The organism is Pseudomonas sp. NFACC45, assembly GCF_900113505.1.
Taxonomy (GTDB): domain Bacteria; phylum Pseudomonadota; class Gammaproteobacteria; order Pseudomonadales; family Pseudomonadaceae; genus Aquipseudomonas; species Aquipseudomonas tehranensis.
The window spans coordinates 65,194-82,059 of sequence record NZ_FOPO01000007.1 but is presented as its reverse complement, the minus strand read 5'-3'; the positions used below and the strand labels follow the sequence as shown (position 1 = coordinate 82,059).

15 protein-coding genes are annotated in these 16,866 nt (G+C 59.8%); 6 read left to right on the top strand and 9 right to left on the bottom strand.

Annotated features, from left to right (window positions below):
• Window positions 1-170: 170 nt before the first annotated feature.
• Complete coding sequence (locus tag BM132_RS14520) at window positions 171-974, top strand: SirB1 family protein (RefSeq protein ID WP_092393957.1); 804 nt, start codon at window positions 171-173, stop codon at window positions 972-974.
• 124 nt (window positions 975-1,098) lie between these two features.
• Here the strand turns inward: BM132_RS14520 and maiA are convergent, their stop codons facing one another.
• From maiA to hmgA, 3 genes are read right to left on the bottom strand one after another with little or no spacing between them, the layout of a single operon-like run.
• The gene (gene maiA / locus BM132_RS14515) at window positions 1,099-1,734 is read right to left on the bottom strand and encodes a maleylacetoacetate isomerase (protein ID WP_092456171.1); all 636 of its coding nucleotides are present in this window, start codon (window positions 1,732-1,734) and stop codon (window positions 1,099-1,101) included.
• An 11-nt stretch (window positions 1,735-1,745) separates the two neighbouring features.
• A complete protein-coding gene (gene fahA / locus BM132_RS14510) occupies window positions 1,746-3,050 on the bottom strand; it encodes a fumarylacetoacetase (protein WP_092456168.1) in 1,305 nt (434 codons plus the stop codon).
• Window positions 3,051-3,053: 3 nt separating this feature from the next.
• Window positions 3,054-4,358 carry a homogentisate 1,2-dioxygenase gene (hmgA, locus tag BM132_RS14505; protein WP_092456165.1) on the bottom strand — a complete coding sequence of 435 codons (1,305 nt, stop codon included), beginning with the start codon at window positions 4,356-4,358 and terminating at the stop codon, window positions 3,054-3,056.
• Window positions 4,359-4,521: 163 nt separating this feature from the next.
• Here hmgA and BM132_RS14500 point away from each other — a divergent pair, with 163 nt between their 5' ends.
• Window positions 4,522-5,343 carry an IclR family transcriptional regulator gene (locus BM132_RS14500; RefSeq protein ID WP_092393969.1) on the top strand — a complete coding sequence of 274 codons (822 nt, stop codon included), beginning with the start codon at window positions 4,522-4,524 and terminating at the stop codon, window positions 5,341-5,343.
• 61 nt (window positions 5,344-5,404) lie between these two features.
• Here BM132_RS14500 and BM132_RS14495 read toward each other — a convergent pair whose 3' ends face one another.
• The 3 genes from BM132_RS14495 to BM132_RS14485 form a co-directional block, all read right to left on the bottom strand.
• On the bottom strand, window positions 5,405-7,957 hold the full coding sequence (locus BM132_RS14495) for a helix-turn-helix transcriptional regulator (protein ID WP_092456162.1): 2,553 nt from the start codon (window positions 7,955-7,957) through the stop codon (window positions 5,405-5,407).
• 252 nt (window positions 7,958-8,209) lie between these two features.
• Window positions 8,210-9,577, bottom strand: a complete 1,368-nt coding sequence (locus BM132_RS14490; protein WP_092456159.1) for a DUF1329 domain-containing protein — start codon at window positions 9,575-9,577, stop codon at window positions 8,210-8,212.
• A 22-nt stretch (window positions 9,578-9,599) separates the two neighbouring features.
• A complete protein-coding gene (locus BM132_RS14485; RefSeq protein ID WP_092393979.1) occupies window positions 9,600-11,393 on the bottom strand; it encodes a DUF1302 domain-containing protein in 1,794 nt (597 codons plus the stop codon).
• Window positions 11,394-11,441: 48 nt separating this feature from the next.
• Between BM132_RS14485 and BM132_RS14480 the strand changes: the two genes are divergently transcribed.
• From BM132_RS14480 to BM132_RS14465, 4 genes are all read left to right on the top strand, one after another.
• Complete coding sequence (locus BM132_RS14480; RefSeq protein WP_092456156.1) at window positions 11,442-11,981, top strand: hypothetical protein; 540 nt, start codon at window positions 11,442-11,444, stop codon at window positions 11,979-11,981.
• A gap of 232 nt (window positions 11,982-12,213) precedes the next feature.
• Window positions 12,214-12,492: an immunity protein gene (locus BM132_RS14475; RefSeq protein ID WP_092456153.1), complete on the top strand. Its 279-nt coding sequence runs from the start codon at window positions 12,214-12,216 to the stop codon at window positions 12,490-12,492.
• 237 nt (window positions 12,493-12,729) lie between these two features.
• The gene (locus BM132_RS14470; protein WP_092456150.1) at window positions 12,730-12,987 is read left to right on the top strand and encodes a hypothetical protein; all 258 of its coding nucleotides are present in this window, start codon (window positions 12,730-12,732) and stop codon (window positions 12,985-12,987) included.
• A 228-nt stretch (window positions 12,988-13,215) separates the two neighbouring features.
• Window positions 13,216-13,983, top strand: coding sequence for an N-acetylmuramoyl-L-alanine amidase (locus tag BM132_RS14465; protein ID WP_092456147.1), 768 nt, complete (start codon window positions 13,216-13,218; stop codon window positions 13,981-13,983).
• A gap of 43 nt (window positions 13,984-14,026) precedes the next feature.
• Here the strand turns inward: BM132_RS14465 and BM132_RS14460 are convergent, their stop codons facing one another.
• The 3 genes from BM132_RS14460 to BM132_RS14450 all read right to left on the bottom strand — a co-directional run bounded on the left by BM132_RS14460 (window position 14,027) and on the right by BM132_RS14450 (window position 16,814).
• Window positions 14,027-14,938: an SDR family oxidoreductase gene (locus BM132_RS14460; RefSeq protein WP_092456144.1), complete on the bottom strand. Its 912-nt coding sequence runs from the start codon at window positions 14,936-14,938 to the stop codon at window positions 14,027-14,029.
• A 191-nt stretch (window positions 14,939-15,129) separates the two neighbouring features.
• Window positions 15,130-16,032: an alpha/beta fold hydrolase gene (locus BM132_RS14455; protein ID WP_092456526.1), complete on the bottom strand. Its 903-nt coding sequence runs from the start codon at window positions 16,030-16,032 to the stop codon at window positions 15,130-15,132.
• Window positions 16,032-16,814: a class II aldolase/adducin family protein gene (locus BM132_RS14450; protein WP_092456141.1), complete on the bottom strand. Its 783-nt coding sequence runs from the start codon at window positions 16,812-16,814 to the stop codon at window positions 16,032-16,034. The genes BM132_RS14455 and BM132_RS14450 overlap by 1 nt, the downstream gene beginning before the upstream one ends.
• Between the last annotated feature and the right edge of the window lie 52 nt (window positions 16,815-16,866).

Genomic DNA, 16,866 nt, shown 5'->3' with positions numbered 1-16,866 from the left:
CACTTTTGTTTGTTCCGCCAGTATAGGCGTGCGCTCAAAATTTGCTGGAGCGCGCCGGAATAAGTCGCCACGGCGGCCAGTCTTTTGGGCATAACCTGATGCCTTCGCCGGACGAGACTGGACGAAAGCCCGCAGCAGAGCTAAAAACGAGGCATAGTCCGGAGACTGTGATGAAACCGCGCCAAGCCTTTTTTGATTGCCTGCACCGCTCCCCACCGGCGCTGTTCGAAGCGGCGTTGTGGATTGCTGCCGAACATGATCGCGAAGTGGACGTACCGGCCTTGCTGAAGGATTTCAAGGATCTGCAACAGCGTGTCAGCCATGACCTGCCGATGCTGCCCGTCAGCGAACTGGGCCAACCCTTGCTGCGCCGCCTCAATGACCTTGGATTCGCCCAGGACGATTTCACCCCTCTGCGCCCACGGGCCGCGTTGCTCGACAAGGTGCTGACGCGTAAACGTGGACAGCCCCTGGCCCTCGGCCTGATCGCCCTGGAGCTGGCTCGTGGCCTGGAAATTCCGATGGTCGGTGTCAATTTCCCCGGTCACTTCCTGTTGCGGGTCCCCGGTGCCGATCATCTGCTCGACCCGTGTGGCGGGCGCCGGCTGTATCCCAACGACTGTCGGGAACTGCTGCAACGCCAATACGGCGCCAACATGCCCCTCAAAGCCGAGCACCTGGTCAGTGCCGAGCCCATGCAGATGCTCCAGCGCCTGTCGCGCAATCTTCGCCAATTGCATCTGACGAACGACGACTACATTGCGGCGCTGATCGACGCCGAACGGGTACTTGAACTGGGCAACGCCAGCGCCGCCGATTACCTGGCCCGCGCCAGCCTGTACCAGCGGCTCGACTGTCCCAACGCTGAACGTTTCGACCTGGAACATGCACTGATGCTCAGTGACGATCCAATCCAGCGAATCCGGCTGACGGAACGGCTGGGGCATCTGCCGCCCAATTCCATTGTGCATTGAGCGGGTGTGGCGATGGTTACCACACACCCTGTGGGAGCGAGCCTGCTCGCGATGAGGCAAGCCGCTTCACCATCGTCGTATCTGATCCACCGCCATCGCGAGCAGGCTCGCTCCCACAGGGGAATCAAGGTGTATCGGGCTGATTTGCCGGATGCGCCTGTTGAAACGCTGGATGCGCGGCCGCCAACGCCGCAACGCGACGGATCCGTGGATACGCCTCCAGGGAGGCATTGAACCGTTCGGCCGCGTACAACTGCGGGATCAGGTACACGTCCGCGACCCCAGGTGTCGTACCAAAGCAGTAGCCATCATCCCCGATCAACTGCTCCACTGCTGCCAGTCCCTGGTCGATCCAATGCCCAATCCACTGTGCCACGTGCGTTTCATCGTGGCCCCACTGCCGCAGTTGGTTGAGCACGCTGACGTTGTGCAACGGATGAATGTCGCAACCGATCAGCGCCGCCACCCCCCGCTCCCGGGCGCGAAGCGCCAGGTCGGCGCTGAGTAGCGGCACCTGTGGATAACGTTCCTCCAGGTATTCGATGATGGCGGGTGACTGCACCAGCAACACGCCTTCGTCGGTACGCAGCGCCGGAACCCGGCCCTGAGGGTTGATCGCCAGGTAGGCCGGCTGACGATGCTCGCCTCCCGGCGGAGCGATCAGGTTGACCGGCAGGGCCTGGTAATCCAGGCCCTTGAGGGCCAGGGCGATGCGCACTCGATAGGACGAAGTGGAACGGTAGTAAGTGTAGAGTTCCATGCCCAGTTCCCTCACCGCGCCGGCAGGATCTTGCCCCGGCATTCGCCGAAGCCGATGGAGGCAAAGCCCTCGCGACTGCAACGGGCCCGCAGGATGATTTCGTCGCCGTCCTCGAGGAATTTGCGCACTTCGCCAGAAGCCAGCTCGATTGGCTTTTTACCGCCCTCGGTAATCTCCAGCAGGCTGCCGAACTGACCACTTTCAGGCCCCGACAAGGTGCCCGAACCGAACAGGTCACCGGCCTGCAACTGGCAACCATTGACGCTGTGGTGGGCGACCATCTGCGCGACGGTCCAGTACATGTACTGGGTGTTGCTCAACGTCAGGCGATGGGCCGGCAGGTTCTGCTCGCGCATGGCTTCGGTCAGCAGCAGGACTTCCAGCTCGATGTCAAAGGCCCCACCGGCCTGGTCACGCTTGTCCAGCAGGTACGGCAATGGCTGTGGATCGCCTGCCGGACGCGCCGGTTGCGGGCGGCGGAAGGGTTCGAGGGCTTCGGCCGTCACCACCCATGGCGAGATACTGGTCAGGAAACTTTTGGACAGAAAGGGCCCCAGCGGCTGATATTCCCAGGCCTGGATATCCCGGGCCGACCAATCGTTGAGCAGGCAGAAGCCGCCAATGTGCTCGGCGGCATCGCCGATGGCAATGGCTTCGCCCAGTGCATTGCCCTTGCCGATCCAGATGCCCAGTTCCAGTTCATAGTCCAGCCGCGCGCACGGGCCAAAGGTCGGCTCGCTCTGGCCGGCGGGCAGCGTCTGGCCCTTGGGCCGGCGCACGTCGGTGCCGGACGGGCGAATGGTCGAGGCACGCCCGTGATAACCAATGGGCACGTACTTGTAGTTGGGCAACAGCGGATTGTCGGGACGGAACAACTTACCGACGTTTTGCGCGTGTTCGATGCCTACGTAGAAGTCGGTGTAGTCGTTGATTTTTGCCGGCAGGTGCATCTGGCAGTCAGCGGCGAGAACCAGCAGCTTCGAGCCCTGGGCTTCGATCTTGCCCCGCAACGGGCTGTCTTCGCGCAGCAGGTCCAGCAGCCGTTCACGCAAGGCCACCCGAGCACCACGCCCCAGCTCGAAGAACGCATTCAACTGGCCGCCACTCATGGCTTCAACAGCGTCGCGCGCAGCGCCGTCAAACAGGCCCGCCTGCAGCGCGGCCTGTAAATCGAAAATCCGCTCGCCAATAGCCACGCCGCTACGAGGGCTGTCGCCTTGAACGCTGAAAACGCCCAACGGCAGGTTTTGCAGGGGGAAGTCGGCATGGCCGTTGGCGCAGGCAACCCAACTACGGGTAGGGGAAACGTGAGTCATGGGTTATCTCCGGGTCGGGTCGAAAGTGACCGGCAGCGAGGCCCAGCAGGCGTCGTAGTCAGTTTGCAATTGTGGGCAATCCAGGGCGAAACGGCTCGGGCGCAGCACTTGGCTGGTCTCGAACATGAAGGCCATGGTGTTGTCGATTTTCACCGGTTCAAGCGCGGCATTGATCGCCCTGGTGCAGGTTTCGCCGTCCGGGCCATGGGCACTCATGCAACTGTGCAAGGACGCACCACCCGGCAGGAAACCTTCGGCCTTTGCATCGTAGGCGCCCTGGATCAACCCCATGAACTCGTTCATCAGGTTGCGGTGAAACCACGGCGGACGGAAGGTGTTTTCAGCGACCATCCAGCGCGGCGGGAAGATCACGAAGTCGAGATTGGCCAGCCCATGGACGCTGGTGGGTGACGTCAGCACGGTGAAAATCGAGGGGTCCGGATGGTCGAAACTGACCGTGCCGATAGTGTTGAAACGGCGCAGGTCATATTTGTATGGCACGTTGTTGCCATGCCAAGCCACCACATCAAAGGGCGAATGATCCAGCTCGCAACCCCACAACTCACCGAGGAATTTCTGCACCAGCGCAGTCGGTCGGGCGAGGTTTTCGTAATGAGCAACCGGCGCCAGAAAATCCCGTGGGTTGGCCAGGCCGTTACTGCCGATCGGCCCAAGGTCCGGCAGGCGCAACGGCGCACCATGGTTTTCGGCGATATAGCCGCGGGCGTTTGGATCAAGCAGCTCGACGCGAAATTTCAGGCCCCGGGGGATGACGGCGATTTCCAGCGGTGCCAGTTCCAGCAGGCCCAGTTCGGTGGCGATGCGCAGCCGTCCCAGTTGCGGCACGATCAACCATTCCCCGTCGGCATTGAAAAACACCCGCTCCATGGAACGGTTGGCGCGGTAATGGTAGAGGCTGATGCCGGCCGGTTTGTCCGAGCCGGCATTGGCCGCCATGCGCACCAGCCCATCGATGAAATCGGTCGGTTCAACGGGAATATCCAACGGGTTCCAGCGCAGGCGATTGGGCGTGACCTCACCCAGAGGACCGCCCGCTATCTGATGTTCAAGCTTGACGAAGGCCGGATGATTGGCCGACGGCCGGATGCGATACATCCAGGTACGCCGCGCTTCGCTGCGAACCATGGTGAAGGCCGTGCCGGAGAACAATTCGGCATAGAGACCGTAAGGGGCTTTTTGCGGGGAGTTCTGGCCAACGGGCAAGGCGCCGGGCAGCGCTTCGCTGGCAAATTCATTGCCAAAGCCTGACTGATAAGCCAGGTCCGACACTGTGGAATCGAGGGTCATGGAGCCTCCTGAACACAGGACTGGGTACGACCTCGTCGTTCCACGAAGAAACGTCAGGCGCACAGGTTATTTTTATCGTAATTCAATTACGCATAACGTAATTTGCTCGACAGCGACCGTCAAGCTATAAAGACGCCCATTCGCCTCTGGACTCCGCGCCTCCATGGAAACCCCGCTCAGCAACGGTAAACAGAAAGTCCGCTCGGCCGAAGTCGGCACCGACATCCTCAAGGCCCTGGCCGAGCTGTCGCCCTCCACGTCGCTGTCGCGCCTGGCCGAACACGTGCAAATGCCGGCAAGCAAGGTTCATCGATACCTGCAGGCCTTGATCGCCAGCGGTTTCGCTGAACAGAACACCTCCACCAACCACTACGGCCTCGGGCGCGAAGCCTTGCGCGTGGGCCTGGCGGCATTGAATGGCATGGACGTATTGCAAGTGGCCGCCCTGCCCTTGGCCGAACTGCGCGACGACTTGAACGAAACCTGTTTCCTGGCGGTGTGGGGCAATCACGGTGCCACCGTCGTTCGGATCGAACCCGCCATACGGGCAGTCACCGTGGTGACGCAACTGGGGTCGGTATTGCCGCTGCTCAGCTCGTCCACGGGGCTGGTGTTCAGCGCTTATCTGCCAGCGCGCGAGACGATCGGCCTGCGCGAGCAGGAAGTGAGCGCCTCCACCGCCCATGCCCTGGCCGACGACAAGGCCTATGCGGCTCTGTGTCAGCAGATTCGCAGTCGTGGCCTGCACCATGTGCATGGCTTGCTGATGCCCGGCGTGGATGCCCTGTCAGCCCCGGTATTCAATGCCGTCGGCCAGGTGACGGCGGTGATGACCATTGTCGGCCCGACCTCCCTGTTTCATGCCGACGAGAACGGCCCGGCGGCGCAACGACTGCTGGCGGCGACCCGGGCCGTGAGTTGGCGAATGGGGTATGAGGCGGGGGCAGGATCAGATCAGCAAATCCGGGACAATCCTGATCACTGACTTATTGCCGTGAGCAAGGGCAGGCTGGGCAGGCCGGTATCGTCTTGCACCTGCGAATTCCTTATCTCATCACACCCATGACTTTGGCCTTGGCCACCGCCTGCGTGCGCCGCTGGACGCCTAACTTGCTGTGTATCCGCCGCGAATGGGTTTTTACCGTGTGCAAGGATATGAACAAACGTTCGGCAATCTGCTGATTTGAATAACCCTGGGCAATGAGCTCCAGCACTTCCAGTTCCCGATGACTTAGCAACGTGTCTTCGACTGCCACTGCCGGCTGCTCGATGTGCTCAGCCGATTGCGCCCAGCCCAACAGATCGGGCTGGCGCGCGCGTAACTCGCACAAGGCTTGTTCAGCCCGCCAACAGGCCACTCGCTTGAGCCCCTCTTGCACGAGCGAACGTGCCTGGGAACGATCAGCGGACAGCCAGACAACTTCAGCCAGCGCCAGATACAGTTCGGTCTCCAGGCCATGCATTTCACCGTGCTGTGCCCGGGCGATCATTGCCTTGAGTTGCGCTTGCGGGTCTTGCGCCCGATGCAGATAAACCTCGGTCAGCACCAACAAGTACTCAAGCCGAGGGATCAACTCAAGGGTCGCAGGTGGGGCATGCTTGGCCTGCGGTCCGCGAAAGTGACGCAAGACTCGGGTCAGGGCTTCGTGGGCCAGTTCCGGGCGTCCCTGTTGCAGCCAGAACTGGCAACTGGTTTGCAACAGCACGCCCCGGTACACCGTGTCGGGGATGTGCCGCTGCTGCATGATCCGCTCGGCATCGCGCAGTTGCAGGAAAGCCTCGCCATAGTCGCCGCCATTGGCCGCCAGGGTGGCCTTGCCGAGAAAACCATAAAGCACTTGTTTGTCCTGGCAATGCAGGCCCGTTTCCAGGCCCGCCTGGAACTGCTCGGCAGCCCGCTCGGCCAACCCCATGCGCAAAGCCAGACGGCCACGGCGTAGGGCAATACGTCCCAGCAAGGCAGAAAAGTCCTGGCCCGGCTTATCGAGCAACGCCTGAACTGCGCTCAACAGATGGTCGGCCCGGTGAGGGGCGCCGCGTTGCTCCAGGACTTGGGCGTGATCCAGTTCCAGCAAGCCCTCGAAGACCAAGGAGCCTTGGGCACGCGCCAGGCACAGTGCCTGGCGGTTGATCCATTGCGCAGAGGCCAGTTCCCCCTTGAGCAGCGCCTGCTGTGTCAGCCCCAACTGGCACAGCAGGCGCAAGGCCCAGGCCTCTCGGTCCAGACTCGCCTGGGCTTGGAGCAAGTGCTCGCGGGACGGCTCGCCATCGCCCGAAAGGTGCAGCAGCCAGCCCTGCAGAACCTGCCACCGGGCCAGCAGTTGTCGCTGCAGGCAGGCCGAAGGTTGCGGCATGAACCTGGCCAGTTGTTCGATGCACGCCGATGCCTGATCGAAGCGCCCGGCGAACAGCAACGCAGCCGTGACCAACCCCACCGATTGCGGCGTGCCGAGTGTCAGCGCTTCACCTTGTTGATCATGCAGCTTGAGCAGCAGCGTCACGTTGCTGCGCTGCAATACGTGTTCAAAATTCAAATGCTGCAGGAAACTGACGGCAGCCTCGAACTCTTGCGCTTGCATGGCCTGCTCGAATGCCATTTGCCAATCCTGCTCGGCGGCAAACCACTGGCAAGCCCGCCGATGCCAGGAGCGTCCCTGCGGCCAGGGCTCGTCACGCACCAGTCGGGCCAGGGCCGGGAAAATCTGCAGCCAGTCCGAAGATTGCTCCCACGGCTCGATGAAACAGCCCAGGTCCAGCAACAAGGGCAGGCATTCGGCACCCACCGTGTCGCCAAACAGATGCTCGCAGAGCCGGGCATTGAAGCGAGGCAGATGCGCCAACACTCGCCAGGCCTGCGCCAGATCCGGGGTCAGCGTACTGAACAACTCATATTCAAGGTAGTCATGCAGGGTCCCGGGCCGCCCCGGCGACGCGTGGCTGCGCGCCCATTCACAACGTTCAAGCAGGGCGATGCGCACCCCGGCGCACCAACCGCCGCTGCGCTGTATCACCTCGCGCGCGGTGCGAGCGCCCTGGGGGCTGGGCAGATGTTTGAGCAACTGCTGGACATCGTCATGGGTGAAGACCAGCGCCTGCGCATCGAACTCATGCAGTTCATCATCAAGCAACAGGCGCGGCCAGTTGCAGTGAGGACGGCGGCGACCATTCAACCAAAGGTGAAGCGCCGGACTGCTGATGCTCAACAGACGATCGAGAAACTGGTCCAGTTCGGGATTGGATACCCGACAATAATCATCCAGGAACAGCCAGGTCGGCGCTTGCAAGCCCGCCAGGTGCGCCAACAGTCCGCCTTCATCCAGCAGCGGCAGCCCGAGGGTCTGCGCCAGACGCTCGCACATTTGCGCCGCGTCCAACGTCGCGCCCCCAAGCGGCAACCAATGCAACCGGCAACCGGCGGGGGCCTGCAGGAAACACTCAGCGAACAACGCACTCTTGCCACTGCCCGCCGGCGCGCAAAGCAGTTTTACCCGCGCCTCGGAGGCCAGCAAGGGCTCGCTCAAGGACCTGCGCGGCACATGGGTCGAAGACAGGCGGGGCCGCAATCCAGGACGGTCCGGACACGGGGTCATGGCGGTCATGTGCGAAGTCCTGTTTATTATTGTTTCATCACCCTAGCCCTGTGGCGCTCACCTTTGGAGAAGTATTCAGCGCGCTGATTGGCGCCCATAAAAAAAGACCGGCAAATCGATTGCCGGTCATCCCGATTATTTTGTAGGAGCTGCCGAAGGCTGCGATCTTTTTCCTGATGCTTGAAGATCAAAGGATCGCAGCCTGCGGCAGCTCCTACGGGGGGTACGCTTGACGTCAACAATGCGACAACTTACTTCGCCCTAACGAACCCCCGTCGAGCGCAGCGCCGCGGGCGTGAAGTCCGCAGCCCTGGCTTCGAAACCGTACTCGTAGCTGCGCTTCTCTTCGTTCTTCATCCCCAGTGCAATGTAGCGGCCGGCGATGATGTCGTAGAGCGCCTCAAGGGTGTAGCCCGGGTTCTGGTTGGCGTAGTAGAACTGGGCATGACCTTCGGCCACCCGCCACAGTTGACCGCGACCGTCGTAGTGATCCACCAGCGCCGCCTGCCAGCTATCCTCGTCGAAGTACATGTGGCGCTTGGCGTAGATGTGACGTTCGTTTGGCTTGACCGTACCGACCACTTCCCAGACCCGATGCAATTCATAGCGGGTCAGATCCTGATTGATGTGGCCGGCCTTGATCACGTCGTCGTACTTGAGGCTGGGGGAATCCAGTTTGTAGCTGTTGTAGGGGATGTACATTTCCTTCTTCCCCACCAATTTCCAGTCGTAGCGGTCCGGCGCGCCGGAGAACAGGTCGAAGTTATCGGAGGTACGCAACCCGTCGGCGGCGGTGCCTGGGCCGTCGTAGGCCACTTGCGGGGCACGACGCACACGGCGCTGGCCGGCGTTGTAGATCCAGGCCAGGCGCGGCTCCTTCACCTGGTCAAGGGTTTCATGCACCAGCAGCACGTTACCGGCCAGACGCGCCGGCGCGGTGACCGACTGTTTGAAATAGGTCAGCACGTTGCTGGCCTTATCCGGATCGGCGTCTTTGATCAAAAACGGCACAGCGATCTCTTCTTCGAAGCGGATCGGTGTGAAGCTGCCGTTGGTTTGCGGAGTGGCCTGGGTGATGATGCGCCGCACGTTGCCGCCGTGATAACGGGTGACGTGGTTCCACAGCACTTCTACGCCGCTCTTGGGAATCGGGAACGCGTAGTAACGGTTGCCGGTGAAATTGGCCAGGCCGTTGCCGTCATTGATGGTGGTGACGTTGAGGGCGCTGCGCTTGGCCGACTCGTAGATCTCTGGCGGTAGTGAGACGCTGCGATGGGTCGGATAGACCGGAATCTTGTAGGTTTGCGGATAGCGCTTGAACATCGCGATCTGGCCTTCGGAAAGCTTGTCCTTGTACTTGTCCACGGTCTCGGCGGTGATGGTGAACAGCGGTTTTTCACTGGCAAAGGGATCGGCCAAAAAGCCTTTGCTGTCCACCGCCCCAGCGTCTTTGGCGATGCCACCGGTCCAGGCCGGAATCGAGCCGTCGGCATTGCCTGCCTTTTCCGCGCCCAGCGGTGTGAGGCTGGTGCCCAGTTTGTTCGCTTCATCCGGCGAAACCGCCGCCATCACGTTCGCGGCCAGCAGGCTCAGGGCCAGGGCACCGCACTGCAGAATCATCTTGCGCATTGGTTTTTCCTTGTCAGCCGGATCAGAAGTTCACGCCAAAGCTCAACGCGAGGAAGTCGCGGTCTTCGAGGACGTTGTAGTCGCCGCCGAAAAAGTCGGTGTAACTCAGGCTGGCGGTATAGGTGTTGCGGTAGTCGGCATCGACACCCAGGCTGATGGCCTTGGCGCCTTCGTTGAACAAGCCGTTGGGGCCGTAGCCGGCGACGTCATGGGACCAGGAGACGTTGGGCTTGAAGTTGATACCGGCAACGACGTTGGAGTAGTCAAGAATTGCCCGGGCGCGATAGCCCCAGGAGGTCGAGGTGACGAAGCCGTCGGTGTCACCGCCGAACCCGTACTGGCCGTAAACCGAGTCACGGCCATAACGCAGCTTGTCCTTGGATTCCAGCCCACCCACATGCACCACCGCCGCCTCGCCCACCACGGTCAGGCGATCAGCGCCCAGCACCTGGTCGAAGAAGTGCGTCATGGTACTCTGGATCTGGGTCACTTCCTTGCGGCGATAACCGGTATTGTCCGCACCGGGTGACGTCGCGATGGGCGAAGCCGCACCACCGGCAATCGGATTGACCAGAGCCAGGGTCAGGTCGTTGGTGTTGACCTGCACCGGCGCATTGGGACGGTAGCTGATTTCCCCGGTCCAGGCGGTGCCGGTGGGCAACGTCGTGGAGAAACTGGCGCCGTACAGGCGGATGTCTTCCGGGTATTCAAGGTAGTACCCACCGCGGCCCAGCATCACGCTTTGCGCCAGCCCCGCACCGCTGCCAGGAGCAAGCCCTTCTGCAATCGCGACCATTCCCGGCAGTGCAGACAACGTAGACAGGCCGGCGGTGGTGGTGCCTACAGTCGGCGTGCGGCTGTGGTAGTTCATGAAGTACAGGCCGTACTCGGTGTCATCGCCGAGCCAGCGCAGCGCCGTGCCCCATTGGCCGGAGTCGCGAGCGTCGCGGTCGCCACCACGGGGAATGATCACCCCTTCGCTGGACACCTGGATCTCCTGGCCAAATGCCTGGGTCAAGGGCACGAACGGCGCAATCGCCGGACTGCCCACGGTGTAGCCGCTGGTGCAGCCATCGGCCACCACGTCGTTGCCGAAGAACGTGCCGCAGTTATCCACCACGGTCTGGTCCCACTCCAGTTGGTAGAAACCTTCGATGGTGAGTTTGTCGGTCAAGCCCTGGGAGGCGAACAACATGTTCACCGGGATCAGGCCTTCCTTGATCTCGGCACCCGGACGGCGAAACGCGGAGACGTCCACCGGGTTGATGCTGTTGATGGAGTTACCGATGAAGGTGCTTTCACCCCAACTGACCACCTGCTTGCCCGCACGCACCGTACCCGGCAAGTCGGCGATGGAGTAATTGTGATAGACAAACGCATCGAGAAGCTGCGCCCCTGACGACTTGGAGCCTTCCTTGCGGTTGCTGTCGCTGATGTCCTTGAACGGGCGGCTTTCGTCCTTGAGTTCGAAGTCATACCAATACTTGCCGCGCACGAACACACCCGTATCACCATACTTGAGCTCGAGATCGTGCAGGCCTTTGAATATCTTGGAAAAGGTCTCGCCCTTCTTGAAGTTCAGCCGCCCATCGTCACCGGTGGAGGATTGCCCGGTACCGCCGTTGACGCTGCCGACCAAGTCCCTGTCGGCATCGCGCATGCCCCAGCTCGCGCCCACGGACAACGAGGAGTCGAACTGCCCCTCGATCTCGCCAATGTTGAATGAAACGGCCTGGGCCTGGGCAGAGCAGCCCAAGGCCACCGCGACGGCCAGCGCCTGCGGCTTGAAGATGGCGCGCATTGTTATTGTTGTCATGCGTCTTCCCCGGTGAGTGACAGAGCCTTCACCCTACTGCCGCACGACATGGGCGATAAGCGCACCAAGGAGGTATTCGCGCTGTACCCCGAAAGGATTACAGCCCATGAAATACGGGGCTTTGCGCCGCGCATGGACGCACTGGATGATGGGTTATCAACGCCGCGCATACCCATCAGGTCTTTTCAACTGTTGCATGCCCTGCAACGGTGCATGTCCGGATCCGGGCTGTTTCCCCTGCTGCCCAATCCCTATGCTGGCCGGACTTTCAGGGCAACGGGCCTGCAGGTACAAGCCGCCATCGCGTCCCTCGCGACCGGCGCACCGTCATTCGGATGGATTGGCGCATCGGTCCATCACCTCCCGTGTTCACTGACGTTGGTTTTTTGCTCCTTTGCAACGTCATTTTCAGGCCGCCGCTTTTTGCAGCGGCCTTTTTTATGTGGGTTTATTTCCTGCGTGAAACTTCTCGTTTCCTACAACATGGTCGGAATCTCTCACCTGCCCAGTTTGTGCAATCAAACTTATAGTCTTCTTCACGTCTTGATGGCGATGAGACAAATGAACATGAACGGCGGCAAACAGTGAATGCCGACAGGGACATTTGAAATGCACTTGTCGAAAAGGAAATCGATGAACACAGTGGACACGACTTTAATCCGAGCAGCGGTTCCCCCGAATGGAACAACGCCCATACTGCGACATTGGAAGACTATAAACTGAGCAGCAGCGAATCATTGCTGTATTCCCCGGAAGCGCTTGAGGCAGGAAAGAAACAAATGCATCAGATATACAAGCGCCTTTTGAAAGGAGAATATTAATGAGTAGCATCGAGCAAATTGTAAAAAACGAGTCGATCACAGATATTGTTTCTGCTTTCGGTATCAGCTTGGCTTATCCATCGCTCGACCGAATGATCGGTCGCTATAGATTTGAAGCAGTCGCAAATGGAGAGTTACTAAGGACCTATGCAAGACTGTTTGAGGAAGGCGTATTGGCAAACGGTGAAGGCCCCGTTGCCATCAAAGGTCCAAACTGGAAACCCCCAACATTCGTGCTCGAAAAAAATATACCTGATCTCGCAAACCGACTTTGCTAGCCGCTGCCTTTGCCGCGGCTTCTACTTAGCCATCCCTCTGAGAGTTCACTAACGCACCAAACATCTCCTCGATTCATCGCCAGTTTCTACACCCGACTGAATTAATGCCCATACCGCAACGCTCGAAGATTATCAGATCCAAGATCGCGAGACATTGCTCTACACGCCGGAGGCCTTAGCCAAAGCAAACCTACAGGACGAAAGAGATTACCAGCAGCTTCTGAAGGAGATGTCGCAATGAACACTGTTGAGCAAATAGTCAAGAACGAGCCATTGGAAGAGATCGTCACGGTATTTGCGTTACTGAAAGCAAACCCACATTTAGACATGCTGATCAGACGCCACAATCGTGAGCTTATCCAGCATGGAGAACTTGAAAAAACTTACATAAAACTTTTCGACGCAGGAGTGCTGGCACGCGGTGAAAAAGGGCTATGCATCAAAGGTCCAAACTGGAAAGCACCTAAATTCATGTTAGAGAAGAGATACACCTGATCCATACCGTACCCAAGCAACTTGGCCGCTGAAATTTCAGCGACACTTTTTTTAAATGCCACAAGATTATTTTTGTGCCTTACTCTTACCAACAGTAGACTCCCAAACCTTCTAAGGCCTATTCCTACAACAAAGCAAGAATCCCACTACGGCCGCATCAAAAACTCACTGTTAGGCTGAATATCAGTCACAGCATTCTGTTTTGACTTTAAACCTCAGTGAGTTTTTATGACACTTATCAACTACAATAGCTATCGCTCGGTAAAAGGCTACAACAATAGAATTCGCTTCCTAGTCTTTCATTACACCGCCGCGAACTTTTCATCCTCCATCAACGCACTGACCGGTTCCTCTGTCAGCGCCCACTACCTCATCCCGGACTTCACCGACCCGAGTTACTTGAAAGCCGGTTTCCAGGAACCGCAGATTTTCAACCTGGTGGACGAGAACCAACGTGCCTGGCACGCAGGAGTCAGCAGTTGGGGTGGTCGCACGAATCTGAACGACACCTCAATCGGTGTTGAAATCGTCAACCTGGCCACCGATAACCACGGGCAATTTACCTTCCCGCCTTATCCGCCTCAGCAAGTCGAGGCGATCGAATACCTGGCGTTGAACATCCTCAAGCGCTATCCGGACATCAGCCCGGTCAATGTGGTGGGACACTCGGATATTGCGGCGGGCAGGAAAAGCGATCCCGGCCCGATGTTCCCCTGGCACGCGCTGTATCTGAAGGGCATCGGCGCCTGGTTCGATGAACCCACGCAGAAGGCTTACACCCGCGCCTACCAATGCAACGGCCTGCCGACGCGCGAGCAACTGCTTGGCTTGTTCCGCAAATATGGGTATGACACGTCGGCAGCTGCCACAAGTGTGGGTTTTCAGCGTTTGGTGCGAGCTTTTCAGTTGCACTTTCGTCCAGCGAAATACGACGGTGTGATGGACATCGAGACTGCCGCGAATCTGGCGGCGCTGGTGAAGAAATACGTCCCCTGAGCACCGTTGCCGCGTGTGACGGCAACGGGTCGAGGCCGCAAGGTCAAACGGTGTAGCGCTGCAAGTTCGCCATCATTTCCTTCAACGCTTCAAGGTTGTCATTGGGGTGTACCGCGCCCTCGAAATCACAGATCTGCTGCCAGTGGGCCGCGACGTCTTCGGGTGAGAAACCTTTGCTTGGATCGAAGCCGGCCCCCAGGCTGCGCTCCCAACGCACCTTGCCCATCCAGCCGCCGCCCACTTCGAACAGCCCGGAGGTTTCCTGGCAGGCCTCGCTGGCCAGGTACACCACCAATGGGCTGACGAGTTCCGGCTTGAGCTGTTCGAACATCTGTGGCGGGATCAGGCCTTCGGTCATGCGGGTACCACCGGTGGGCGCGATGGCGTTGACCAGAATATTGTTCTTGCGACCTTCGATGGCCAGGGTGCGCGTCAGGCCATAAAGGCCAAGCTTGGCCATGCCGTAGTTGGATTGACCGAAGTTGCCGTAGATGCCGGACGTGGAGGCCGTAAAGATCACCCGTCCGTAATTCTGCTCACGCAGGTGTGGCCAGGCGGCGCGGGTGACCTTGTAGGCACCCTCGACATGGACGCGGTAGACCAGGTCCCAGTCGGCGTCCTCCATTTTGTGGAAGGTCTTGTCCCGCAGAATCCCGGCGTTGTTGACCACGACATCGACCCGGCCAAACACGTCGAGCGCATTTTGAACAAGCTTGTCACCATCGGTGACGGAGTCGTGGTTCGCTTCGGCAATGCCACCGGCCTGGCGAATTTCAGCGACCACCCGATCCGCCGCCGAGGCGTTGGCTCCTTCTCCCTGGGCAGAGCCGCCGAGGTCGTTGACCAGCACTTTGGCCCCCTGCCTGGCGAACAACAGGGCATGGGCTCGCCCCAGACCACCACCGGCACCCGTGACGATCACGACTTTATCTTCGAAGCGTACAGACTCATTCATGAGCAGAACTCCAGCAGGCAATAGGACAATGCCCCGAGTGTCGGGCACAGGGCGACCCGTCACAATCATCAGGGTTGGGAGTGAATGGTGGGCAATAAGGTGAGGGGATGATGAGCGTCGGTTCTGCTGTGGGAGCCGCGGCCCTCATCAGGGGGCGAACCTGCTCGCGACAGTGCGCCAACCTTCAGCACTTATGAGCAGACCACCTGCCTGACCGGCGCGGTCCTGTTTTCGCGAAACTCCAGGTAATGTTTGAGTACCTGCACCGGGGCTTCGGTGTGTGGGTAGTGGCCGATGTCGGGCAGCAGTACGGTGTCAGGGTTGGGGATCAGCGCCTCGTAGCGCGCCACCATATGCTCGCCGGAAATCGGATCAACCGCGCCGTCGATCACCCGCAGCGCCACCTCGCCGCGCTGCATGGCCTGCACCCAGCGGTCACGCTGCACCCGCCGCTCAGGAATATAGGCGATGAGTTTGTGCATGATCCGCGGTCCGTGATGGGTTTCGACGAGACTCCAGTAATCGTCCAGCTCGCTTTCGGTCGGGCCGGTCCTGGGGCCGAATATCTGGCGAAAGCTCTTGACCAGACCCTCTCGGGAAAAAGCCCGACCCAATAGCCAGCCCAAGGGGCTGAGCAACAGTTTTTGCATCAGCACCGGGCGATGGGTTTCCGGAAACAGACCACCGTTGAGAAAGACACAACTGGCAAGTTCGATGCGCGCTTCGTAGTGACGGGCGAGCAGCTCCTGGGCCACGCTGTCACCATAATCATGGGCCAGTACATGCACGGCTTGCTTCACATTCAAATGAGCCAGCAAAGCCTGCTGCAGGTCAGCCTGTTCCAACAGGCTGTAGACATGATCCGTCGGCTTGGCCGAGTCGCCAAAACCGAGCATGTCGCAGGCGATCACCCGATAACGCTGTGCCAGCGGCTGCCACAGGTAATGCCAGTCCCAACTGGCGGTGGGGAAACCATGGATCAGCAACAACGGCTCGCCGTGCCCCGCCACCCAATACCGAATAGCGTGGCCGCGGAACATCAAGGTCTGGCCGCGCTGGCGCCAAATACGCAGGGGAATCTGGACCAGAGGCATCAGCATCTATAACCCGAATCTTGTTGATCCAGCTTACGCAGCAACGCCGGCCATGCCAGCGCGCCTCCCATGCCTTGAGCGCTTTTGGTCACCCCGGCAATCATCGCCCGGGCGCCGGCCAGTATCTGCGGCTCAATGGCGATCAGTTCCGCCCCACCGTTGAGCGCCAGGACCTGGATGTCACAGGCTCGCTGAAAGGTGAACATCATCAGGAAGGTGTCGGCAATGGTGCCGCCGCAGGTCAGCAGACCGTGGTTGTGCAGCATCAGGAAATTATTGTCGCCCAGATCCGCCTGCAGGCGGGCCTTCTCTTCGTGATTGAGGGCCACGCCTTCATAGGCGTGATACGCCAGACTCGACAATACGAACAACGACTGCTGGCTGATGGGCAACATACCCTGCTTCTGTGCCGACACAGCAACGCCGGCTGCCGTGTGGGTATGCAGCACACACACCACATCGTGCCGCACCTCATGCACCGCGCTGTGGATGGTATAACCGGCCGGATTGATCTCGTAGGGGCTGTCCATCAGCTTGTTGCCGGCCTGATCGACCTTGACCAGGCTCGAGGCGGTGACCTCATGAAACATCAACCCGAACGGATTGATCAAAAAATCATCAGTACCGGGAACCTTGGCGGAGATATGCGTGAATATCAGGTCATCCCAGCCATGCAAGGCGACAAGCCGGTAGCAGGCGGCCAGATCGACGCGGGTTTGCCATTCGGCGGCACTGACCTGATCTTTGATGCTGAGTGTCGATGGGACGGGCGCTACGCTCACGGCTCTGACCTCTGCTTTCTAGTTATAGGTACTTGTTCCAGAACAGTCATGA